The organism is Adlercreutzia muris, from assembly GCF_041223505.1.
Lineage (GTDB): Bacteria > Actinomycetota > Coriobacteriia > Coriobacteriales > Eggerthellaceae > Adlercreutzia > Adlercreutzia muris.
In genome coordinates this window covers 117,369-127,806 of the sequence record NZ_JBCLQK010000009.1, presented here as the reverse complement: position 1 = coordinate 127,806, position 10,438 = coordinate 117,369, and the positions used below count along the sequence as shown (strand labels likewise).

6 protein-coding genes, 1 pseudogene and 1 CRISPR repeat array are annotated in these 10,438 nt (G+C 52.5%); of the genes and pseudogenes, 3 read left to right on the top strand and 4 right to left on the bottom strand.

What is annotated here, in order from left to right; genetic code table 11:
- Window positions 1-513 precede the first annotated feature (513 nt).
- The 3 genes from AAK988_RS09305 to AAK988_RS09295 all read left to right on the top strand — a co-directional run bounded on the left by AAK988_RS09305 (window position 514) and on the right by AAK988_RS09295 (window position 1,703).
- Window positions 514-705, top strand: a complete 192-nt coding sequence (locus tag AAK988_RS09305; RefSeq protein WP_304598199.1) for a hypothetical protein — start codon at window positions 514-516, stop codon at window positions 703-705.
- Window positions 706-1,072: 367 nt separating this feature from the next.
- Complete coding sequence (locus AAK988_RS09300; RefSeq protein ID WP_304598198.1) at window positions 1,073-1,264, top strand: hypothetical protein; 192 nt, start codon at window positions 1,073-1,075, stop codon at window positions 1,262-1,264.
- A 313-nt stretch (window positions 1,265-1,577) separates the two neighbouring features.
- A complete protein-coding gene (locus AAK988_RS09295; RefSeq protein ID WP_369880653.1) occupies window positions 1,578-1,703 on the top strand; it encodes a hypothetical protein in 126 nt (41 codons plus the stop codon).
- A 392-nt stretch (window positions 1,704-2,095) separates the two neighbouring features.
- Window positions 2,096-4,105: direct repeats of the CRISPR family, unit length 36 nt; unit sequence GTTTGATCACCAGTCAGAATGTCACTGCTCCAAAAC.
- 73 nt (window positions 4,106-4,178) lie between these two features.
- On the opposite strand, the pseudogene csn2 reads toward AAK988_RS09295, so the two are convergent.
- The 4 genes and pseudogenes from csn2 to cas9 form a co-directional block, all read right to left on the bottom strand.
- A pseudogene (csn2, locus tag AAK988_RS09290) lies at window positions 4,179-4,841 on the bottom strand (type II-A CRISPR-associated protein Csn2); the annotation flags it as partial.
- Complete coding sequence (gene cas2 / locus AAK988_RS09285; protein WP_304596279.1) at window positions 4,841-5,149, bottom strand: CRISPR-associated endonuclease Cas2; 309 nt, start codon at window positions 5,147-5,149, stop codon at window positions 4,841-4,843. The gene cas2 and the pseudogene csn2, both read right to left, overlap by 1 nt.
- 32 nt (window positions 5,150-5,181) lie before the next feature.
- Window positions 5,182-6,060 carry a type II CRISPR-associated endonuclease Cas1 gene (gene cas1, locus AAK988_RS09280; RefSeq protein ID WP_369873633.1) on the bottom strand — a complete coding sequence of 293 codons (879 nt, stop codon included), beginning with the start codon at window positions 6,058-6,060 and terminating at the stop codon, window positions 5,182-5,184.
- On the bottom strand, window positions 6,050-10,219 hold the full coding sequence (cas9, locus tag AAK988_RS09275; protein WP_369873632.1) for a type II CRISPR RNA-guided endonuclease Cas9: 4,170 nt from the start codon (window positions 10,217-10,219) through the stop codon (window positions 6,050-6,052). The genes cas1 and cas9 overlap by 11 nt, the downstream gene beginning before the upstream one ends.
- Window positions 10,220-10,438: the final 219 nt, after the last annotated feature.

The following is a 10,438-nucleotide window of genomic DNA, read 5'->3' as shown; positions in this document are numbered from 1 at the left end:
TCGGCGCACACCGACCGATAGCGGACAAGCGCACCGATGGCTCGCGGAATCACGGACTGAAAACGCCGCAATAATCAGCCTAACGAGAAAATCGGGTACGAGGTGGAGACAGTAGATACCAACCATCTGGCAAGTATCTGCGGCAAGAGGAACGCCGGCAACTTCTCGCGACCTACCGTAGAGGAGGGGAGCTGATCTACGTGAATAAAGAAAATCGGAAGAGCTGGCATCCCAGACGCGGCTCCAATTGCCGAGTGGGGAAGCAGGTCTCCCGTTGAACGGCATTATACGGCGCTCAGAAGTCATTGACAAGGCGGAGGACGGGGCAACGCGCAAGCAGTCGACCGCTCCGCCAGCGCCACGGCCGTCGCGGAAGATGTCCCCGGGATGATGCACCTCGACCGAGCCCGCGCGGCGAGAACATGCGAGTTTGAGCACTAGCCAGAATGCCACTGCTCCAAGACAGGTATCGGTCGGATGGGGGTAAAATCGCAAGGAGAAAGGACAGGGCACATGGACGAAGAGAAACTGAAGATGCTCGAGGAAGACTTGAAGGAAACGATGGACACGACGGGCATGGGTCGCGAGGAGGTAATCGAGATCTGGGAGAGCTCTTCCATGAGCCTGGTCAACGACCCCTCCCTCTCCGAGCTTGAAAGGGAAGAGCTGAGGAGGCGTAACTCCGCCCTAAAGACGAAGCGTTAAGTCTTCAGCTGGCTAAAACCAATCACACACAGCCCCGCTTCGGTGGGGATTTTTCACGCCCGGAAACCCACCTGGCGATGCCTCTCCGATACTCCCAACTATCGCGAGGGGCAGCGGCAACGAACGACCCCGATTTGCCTGCCCGAGCAGCGATCGGGCGCCGAAGCGCGCAGAGAAGCGCAGCGAACAAATCCCGGAAAAGGTCGGAAGAGGCGACGGAACGCGCACAGACAGAGACCGCAGCCACGGAGCTCGCGCGGCAGCAGGTTCCAGCGGACACCGAGCCCACCGCGCAGGCGGCGCCGCGACGACGGACCCAGCGCCCGCAGCCGAGGCCGGCGCGCGGGCCTCGGCTGCGGGAAGCACCATGAGCGTCCACAAGCACCAGCGCATGATGCAACAGGTCGAGGCCGAGCGCGACGCCGCGAGGGCCGAGGTCGTGCCGAAGGCAGCGGACTGCATCGACGTGGTAGCCGCGTCGGAACGCCTCGGTGAGTTCGCCGGCGATACCGAGAGACCGCTTGAGTACCAGTCAGAATACCACTGCTCCAAAAACTGAGACAGTGCCGGAAGATCAAAAGGGCGCGCCACAGGAGACGCGCCAGATAGCGACTGGGGCCGCTGAAGTTAGCAGCGGACGCGGCCCCGCATCCCCGCCATCATACCACGAAACGAGCCGAAGGAGACCAGAGATGATAACCGCGAAAGAGCACGAGGCCTAAAGAGCAGCATCTCCGAGACCCGCTCCGAAGGCGAGCGTGGGGGCTTTCAAGTAAGGGAGATCGACGAAAGAGGAAGACCTAAGCAAGACGGTATGGCTCCAGGGAATCGGCCACCACGAGGCTATAGAGGCCCGCAAGCTCAGACCCGACATGATCTGCTGCTGGAACGCTGGCTACAAGTCGGGCGTCCTGGCGGCGAGGCTGTCTAAGACCAGCAAGACAGTGACGGCGACGCTGCGCAGCCGCCGGGACGGCAAGGCCCGCGAGCGCGTCTGATCGCCAGTCAGAATGTCACTGCGGCAAAACCGGCCCGTCCAACCGTCCCCCGTGAAATACGCCACGGCCAGATACCGAAGGCCGCCAGACCGCCCCGCACCGGGGCGGCTGGCCCAGCGCACCCCTCCACCTAGGAAGGAGGTGAAACCGATGATGGGAACGCTCCTGTCAGTGCTGGCGGGCCTCGTGTCCGCAGCCGCTTGGGATGCCATCAAGTGGGCTTGCGCGTCCGTTAGGGCGCGAAAAAAGCCCGCCCCCGATGGAGAACCGAGCGAGCGGACTTGAGATCCCGAGGGGCGCGGTTCGGTTCCGCGTCCCTTGGTTTCCGACAAGTATACACCCGATGAAAGGGGAAGGCCATGAAAGAGTACCTCTTCAAGTCCGCAACGGCGGCTTGATCACCAGTCAGAATGTCACTGCTCCAAAACGTGCGCTGGCCCTGGTCGTAGCCGATGCGGGTTTGATTACCAGTCAGAATGTCACTGCTCCAAAACGGCGAGGCGGGATTCCGACACGCCGAGGCAGTTTGATTACCAGTCAGAATGTCATTGCTCCAAAACGCAGTACTGGGGGCCGGAAGCGGGCGATCAGTTTGATCACCAGTCAGAATGTCACTGCTCCAAAACTCGCATGGAATATACTCTCCGGTGTGAGAAGTTTGATCACCAGTCAGAATGTCACTGCTCCAAAACCGCAACAACTGGGCGAAGATGCCGGGGACGGTTTGATCACCAGTCAGAATGTCACTGCTCCAAAACTGACCTCCTAGTCCGCTGAGGAGTAACGCAGTTTGATCACCAGTCAGAATGTCACTGCTCCAAAACTACCTAGCTGTTGCAAAGCCTCCCCAAGTTGTTTGATCACCAGTCAGAATGTCACTGCTCCAAAACTATCAAGATCAACGCAAACGGCATCACCGAGTTTGATCACCAGTCAGAATGTCACTGCTCCAAAACGGCGCTTTCATCGACATCGACGGCGGATCCGTTTGATCACCAGTCAGAATGTCACTGCTCCAAAACTTCGGCTGCGTTCTTTGCAGATTCGTTGTGTTTGATCACCAGTCAGAATGTCACTGCTCCAAAACACGCTCATCGCACATGATCGCCTGACAGCCGTTTGATCACCAGTCAGAATGTCACTGCTCCAAAACGGATGACACGGAGGAAGCACTGAAGGCCCGGTTTGATCACCAGTCAGAATGTCACTGCTCCAAAACCGGGGAACACGTCCGCAATGTCATCGAAAAGTTTGATCACCAGTCAGAATGTCACTGCTCCAAAACCGAGAGCTCGTCAAGGGAGGGGATGCCGGGGTTTGATCACCAGTCAGAATGTCACTGCTCCAAAACGCCTGAACGCCCATCAGAGGCCCCCGTCCTGTTTGATCACCAGTCAGAATGTCACTGCTCCAAAACGGAGCCTTTGGTGCATGCTTCTGCAATTATGTTTGATCACCAGTCAGAATGTCACTGCTCCAAAACAGGCGCGCCCTTGGTCGCGAACATGAGCAGTTTGATCACCAGTCAGAATGTCACTGCTCCAAAACGGCTGCGACCTCCTCGAGCTCGGCAAGCTGGTTTGATCACCAGTCAGAATGTCACTGCTCCAAAACGGGAGCCTACGAGGACGGCGAGGTGCTCTAGTTTGATCACCAGTCAGAATGTCACTGCTCCAAAACCGACTCGTGCAGCGACCAGAAGCAGGCGGGGTTTGATCACCAGTCAGAATGTCACTGCTCCAAAACGAGCGCCCCGTAGCGCATCTCGTATACCTTGTTTGATCACCAGTCAGAATGTCACTGCTCCAAAACCACGCGTACTCGACGGCGCCCTCGATGCTGTTTGATCACCAGTCAGAATGTCACTGCTCCAAAACAACGCTCAAAACATCTTGAGCTTGTACAAAGTTTGATCACCAGTCAGAATGTCACTGCTCCAAAACATGGAAATGACGGAATTCAACTACGGCGTTGTTTGATCACCAGTCAGAATGTCACTGCTCCAAAACTAGTAGGGAAGACGATCTCGAATACGCCAGTTTGATCACCAGTCAGAATGTCACTGCTCCAAAACGAACCGTGTCGGGTACACCTATGCCCGCACGTTTGATCACCAGTCAGAATGTCACTGCTCCAAAACGTAGAGGCGGCGCAGGGTCTCGCGCTTCCCGTTTGATCACCAGTCAGAATGTCACTGCTCCAAAACCTTGGCCCGGAAGAGCTGTACGCCACGCAGTTTGATCACCAGTCAGAATGTCACTGCTCCAAAACGGCAAGGCAGAAGCGGGCGCGAAATGAGTGTTTGATCACCAGTCAGAATGTCACTGCTCCAAAACCTGCCGGTTCACTAGCTTCTCCTCGTCGCCGTTTGATCACCAGTCAGAATGTCACTGCTCCAAAACCGTTGAAGCAAATCCTCTTTTGCGGGAGAGGCGTACTTTCTGACCAATTTGTTGCTTCATACTCGATAAAGTGCTGGTCAACAATGACTTTTCTCTCAAGATCATTATAGAAAGGAGCATTCTGATTCTCGATCAGAATAGCCCTAATTCCGTGAAAAATCATCCGTCCGTAGAGTTCTAACAGGTCGTTTTCTCCAAAAAAAGTTTTAAGATTCACGAACAAAAGAACCATATCACAAGCAACATCAGCAGCTAAGTCGATAAACTGTATAAGGTTGTCAAGGAGCGAACTGGTCTCTCGAGAGCCAACTCCATAGTCGAAGGCCTTCAGATAATGACGCAGCTCCCATTCTACGCCAAAGTCGTACTCCGCATTGAATTGAAAACCAATCTGATTGACGCAGGACCTCATCCCCAAGTGCAACTCTTGCATTCTCAATCGCAAGTCTTCATCGATGAGCAGAGCTTCTTCAAAGCGAGAGTAAAGTGCTCCTAGTAAACACTTATGCTTCCAAGGAAGGTCGAACGGATTTGCTATGGGAAGAAACACATTGCCGGCTCGCAACTGCTGCCCATCATCTCCCCAGAGGGTGTACGGCTCAGACGCTTGCTCGCCTTGGCCAGATAACAACGCTGCGACTACACGCGCGAAAAGCGTCTGATTCGCTATATGCAGCGCCAACACACGAGAGTCACGCATGTCGATAGAGCGTTCAAAGCCGGAGAACGATATCATCATAGGACAACGAACTCCTCCATCGTGTCAACCTCATCGTACGCATCGCGATTTCCTACGATGTAATCCATAGTAGCGAATTGCTTCTCGGTTACCTTGAGAACCTGCACCAACCCCTCCGGCGGTCGATGTTTTCTCAGTCGCACAACTGCTGCCCCTGCCGCGCCATCGTTGACGACAAGCTTGGCGTAGACCGACTCTTGCAACATGAGATAGCCGTCCTTAATAAGAAACTTTCGAAACAGGCGGTATTCCTTTCTCTGCATTGCAGTCTCGACCGGGAGATCGAAGAAGACCATGAGCCTCATAAACCTATTCCTCGTATTTTGCCCCTCGCCACTCATAGAAGCCGGAATTCTTCAATCTCCTCTACGGCCGCTCGCTTGTTTAATGCATTCAAACATTGCTGCACATATCGAGAAACAACCGACCCCAGACGATAGGATCCTTCTTTATAGGCCACATGAGTATTTGCCAAACCTCCCAGCACTCGTCTCATATCGACATCAAAGTCGACTGCCAGATAATCCACCACAAGCCGGTCAACAGCTGGGCGAAAAGGTTCCATCAGGTCGCAGGTCAAATTGAATTGATTGTATTCATTCCGATGACATATTCCCACTTGAGTTATGCAGCCTCGCGCCGTTATCTCGCGATTAACGAGCGACAGGAGGACCGCATATCCATAATTCAAGGCGGCGTTGATGGGGATATCGCTCTCCCTGCTAAAACTCGATCCAAAAAGCGCTGCAAAGTACAGCCGCGCAGCTTGAGCTTCGCGGTTGGTCGTGTCACCAGAACGCACCTCGGGAACGATCTGACTTAACTGCTGGGCTTCCCTCTCGTAATCTCGCTCCTTCAAAAATCGTGCTTGCTCGCGAATTTTGTCGCGAACTACCCGCTGCCAAACGCGTTTCTTGATAGGCTCGCCCCACTCGAGCTGCTCCGCTATACGCTTGCTGGTATTATGGGCACCGTAAAGCGGCAAATACTGTCCCACGGGATTGCACTGAGAATCACTCACTAGCAGCGATATCTTGTTCTTCGCAAGCTCCGCCATGAGATAGGCGCTGATATACACCTGCATAGTTTGCAGAACAATGGTTGATATCTCCGACAAATGCACTTTCGCCGTATCATCTTCCTTCCGGACGACAAGGTATCCGCTTTTGTAGGAGAGCTTGCATGAACTTTCTATGTAAACTGTCCTAAAGGCCAATATGAGTCCGCCTTTCAAACATGCCCGTCACCGATTGATCGATGAAAGTGATACCACCGCCCTTAGTCAAGATCGAGCTAAAAGTGGGCTGCATATTTCCCGCGCACTTACCTTTGCCCACACTTCGCAAATCGAATCTATCCGTTTTCCCATTGCCAATGGCAATCAGCCCCTTGATTAAATTGGCCTTATCGTCGCAAGAAATACCGGGGAAAATATTCGCCCATTCTGACACACCTAAAAGCCCCGTCAGTTTTGGCGAGTATCGTTTTAAAGACTTCACGATAGTATAAAAAATCTTTCCAAGTATATTCTCAGCGCTGAGACCATCGTTCTCGTATATTTCCTTGAGTCCTTTGACCTCCTCCAAGCTGAAGGCAAATTGCGTAGCGTTCTTGACTGCTTTTAGGCCTGTCAAGTACATCCTCGAATCGTCGAATTCCACAAGCTGGTATTTATAGATCTTCGTTCGAACCAACTCAACAAATTCAAGATCGCTGGCCACCGCAAGCTCTTTCGCAAACTCAACCAATGCCTCTTGATTCCGCCCAATCGCTGATGCAACGCTCACCGGCACAGGTGCAAACTCAAGAACATCCTTCCCTTTCTTCTCCGCTTTATAGATAAAAAAGTACGCGAATTGCTCGCCCGAATAGCTGCCGTATTTTTCCGCATCAAGCCCCTTCTTCAAGGGCAGCGTCATGTTCTTGCCGGCGGCACGAGGCGAATAGACCGTTGCATCCCAGAAAGCGCCGCTCGTTTCCTCTGGCATACGCGAAATGAAACACTGCCGATAGTTGAAATACCGCTTCAGCCGACCGATCTCACGCTCAGCAGACCAATCGTCTCGGAACAGCTCCCCCGTCTCCTCGTCAAATCCCGATTTCATAAAACTCGCCACCACGAACGAGGCCGACCCTGGCATCTTTCCGCGTTTCGCGTGGCTGCTCTCAGCTCTCACAAAATTGCGCACCACATGCGTATATCCGATAGGGTTCTCATGCATAGCAGCATGGCGCTTCAGGATGAATCGACCTATTTCAGAGGCAAGCAACGCATCCTGCGCATGATGGAAATCATTTGCCTCGCGACACTTCACGAGCCCGATTTCATGACGCAATTCCGAAGATAGGGTAGCCTTTACTGGCATCACACGAGTGTCTGGATACGTTTCCCTTAAAAGGTCCTGCACTACTTTCAGTATCTGAGACGTCTCTACAAGCTGCCGCGCAATGAACCCCTTCATTTGCTGCTCCGAAATGCTATCTCGAAGCAAGTTACGATACTTTTTATCGCCGATGAGCTTCGCGTCATGCAACGCACCCCAATAGGACCTCATTTTCCTACGCACCTCATCGCTCAGCAAAAGCTGGTCGGACTTGCTTTGGTTCTCAGACGAAAGCACCAGCGCCTTATTCTCAAAGCTATCGTCTTTGATATACGTCCGCGGAATAATATGATCCACTTGATATTCGGAAAGACGCTCAATCTCGAGAGGCCTTCCCGAGTACAGAGATTTGCCGCCCTGCATAAAGTACAGCGTCAGCTTCTCGCTGAGATCCGCACTAGCTTTAGCACAATCCACCAGCTCTCGACTCACATTTGAGCTCCACCATTCAGGCGCCTCCTGCTTAAGTGCTGCAAGTTTTTCTTTCAAATCATCGTAGCGACGCTTCGTACGCAAACCCTTTTTCCGAAGGTCTTCGTCGCGAGTAACCTCAATAAAAATGTTCGCCGGAGCATGTCCTGCAATACCCGCAATTTCATCTACGATACTTAATGCTTGGTTCACGCTCCTGCGCAAAGCCGGCGAACCAGGAAGCTCCTCAAGCGACATTCCCACATCGGACATATGCTCTCTGTTCCGGGCATCGATGAGCTTCTCAAATCCCAAATTATCATCATGAAGGATCTCCATGAGAACCATGGCACGCGATGGATTATCACTGTTGGGATTTCCCTCACGAAGCACATCCATTATCGAACGTGGCCCGCAGTCCGTCTCCGCCTTCACTTCACACAACAATTTTTTCGAAAGCTTTCCCCATCCGGCAAAACGTTTGCGCACGATCTTCTTGATCTGTTCATCGGTAAGACGGTCGCCGTAATTCCGCTTGAGTTTTTCGCGGAAAATGCTCCTATCCTCAAAGAGGGTGCTCCAGAGAATTATCTCTTCAATCATGGGGTAATCAGACTCGGGAATCTCACCAACGTTAAAGATGTCTTTCGCAAAAAAGATGTACGAGCCCATCTTTGACTCGAAGCCCGTCTCCCCCTGACCGCCAAATACATGGGGATTGCTTACACCACGCTTGCGGAGCCATTCCTCCATCTTTTTGTAGGTCACACGACCGCGCCTAAAAAGCTGCTCGACTGCTTCAGTACGATCTTTGTAATCGAGCCGATGCTCTCGATCTCCATCCTGCGTTAACTTTGCCCCATTCAACTCGTTCAGCACGCAGTACTCTTCATAGACCAATGAGCATTTGGGCAGAACTGGCTCGCCATGTAGGTACGTGCAAGTACTTGTCATTCGCTGGATGAAGGCCGTTGCACTACGGTCTTTGTCGACAATCTCCTCCCAATTCCAGGGGTAGATTCGCTCATCCTCCTTCCCTTCCTGCCGCTCGACCCAGGCGAACCGAAGCTTACCGTCTGCGGTCTTTCGCGCATTTTTCTTTGTAAGAGGGCCCACGTAATAAGGGATGCGGAACGAAACGAGCGACTCCAACTTCGTCCGTTCTCGCTTCAAGAAGGGGTAGAACTTCGCTTGATTGTCGATTATGGCCCGCATTTCCTCTCGATGAAGCTGAAAGGGAATGGCGCCGTTATCGCTCGTTTTAAGCCTGCTGAGAAACCTTTCCGAGCCGAACCGTTCCATCATGACAAGATACCGAGAATCATCTGTTGCCGCGGTTCCCTTGAAAAGCGCCTCAACCTCCTTCTTGAAGTCCTCGTATTTCGTCTTTCGAATCTCGTTGTAGCGTGTATAGCCCTTAATCTGATCCTTCCCGTATTTGTCGTAAACATGCCTCTGGGGATGAAGAGGCGTGGGAGCACAAAATGCTCCTCGGAAAAACTCGTCGTATTTCTCGGGAACATATTGCTTGACGAGGGACTTCAGTAAGCGCAAATCCTCGCCATATCGATTGTAGTCTTCTACTTTGTTGGCCGAGATGCCCTCATCAGGCTTACTACTCAGGATTTCCTGCAGCACATACGAGGAATACACCGCCCTCATTGCCTCGAATAGCGCCTTCCCCTCGTCAGGCAGCACCATCTCAAAAGCTTCAACCTGCTCATCATTCGATAGATAAATACCCGTTGCAACGCCTTCAGGAGCCTCCTCACCCGCAAAGAAGATATGGGCCATATCGGCCTTAAGGCCCACGATCGCCGCAGCCAACGCCTTGGATATTTTCTTCGCCGCTTGCTTATCAAGCAGCCCGGCCTCTCCAATACCCAGCTTGCCCAAAATCTTTTCTTGTAAGCTAGATTTCGACGACGCCGTGTCCCCCAATATCGCAACCACATCATCAACTGCATTCTGAGCATCGCAAGGAACATCGAGGGCATCGCAGTAGCCCTGCAGTTCGTAGCAAAAACGATCAACTGAATTTTTGACACTCAAATGCGAGGTAAGCCCCTCGTTTTCTTGCTGCAAGAAATTACCGCGATGCTTCACGATATTATGCAGGGCAAGATAGACGAGGCGAATGTCAGCCTTCTCGTCAGTCTTCATCAGCCATTGACGAAGGTGGTAGACAGTCGGGAACTTCTTGAAATAATCCTTCTCGGAAAATTCAGCTTGGGGGAAAATCATTCCAGCATAATCAGCGAATTGCGGATCTCTATCCTCCTTGAGTAAATGCGTTTGGCGCAACCGCGTAAGAAAATCGGGGTCAACTTCGGAAATTTCTCGCTGGAATATCGATTCCAGGAGATCCAGACGCCAACGACGGCGGGCATAGCGACGACGCTGGCCGCGATGTGTGCGCGCCTCAGAAGCGGGCTCGGCATTTGGGAAAATACGACTACCCCATGTAGGTTGACCTTTGAAGTGGAGCAGGTTACCTTCGTCGTCGGTCACAGACCACCCGACGGAGCCAGTCCCTATGTCGAGCCCGATATTGTACTCATCCGCATTTCGCAGGTTCATATCTTCCCTTTCTCAAGCCCCTGTGCTAAAGTAAAAGCGTCTTGATACCAGTCAAGATGTCACTGCGAGTCAAAATAAAGACCTAGTCTTAAATGCCTTCGGGCGCCGCGTAGGCGGCAATTTGACTCACTCAAGAGCCCTGCGGGGCTCTTTTTTTGTTTCCTCTTGCACCTGGTACTTCACAGTATAAAAGCTTTTCCATGCAAGTCAGTCATTATT

What these genes read in the sequence shown, in the direction of transcription:
- AAK988_RS09300 (WP_304598198.1), top strand. Translation starts at nt 1,073, where the DNA reads ATGAGCGTCCACAAGCACCAGCGCATGATGCAACAGGTCGAGGCCGAG.
- cas2 (WP_304596279.1), bottom strand. Translation starts at nt 5,149, where the DNA reads ATGAGGCTCATGGTCTTCTTCGATCTCCCGGTCGAGACTGCAATGCAG.
- AAK988_RS09305 (WP_304598199.1), top strand. Translation starts at nt 514, where the DNA reads ATGGACGAAGAGAAACTGAAGATGCTCGAGGAAGACTTGAAGGAAACG.
- AAK988_RS09295 (WP_369880653.1), top strand. Translation starts at nt 1,578, where the DNA reads ATGATCTGCTGCTGGAACGCTGGCTACAAGTCGGGCGTCCTGGCGGCG.
- cas9 (WP_369873632.1), bottom strand. Translation starts at nt 10,219, where the DNA reads ATGAACCTGCGAAATGCGGATGAGTACAATATCGGGCTCGACATAGGG.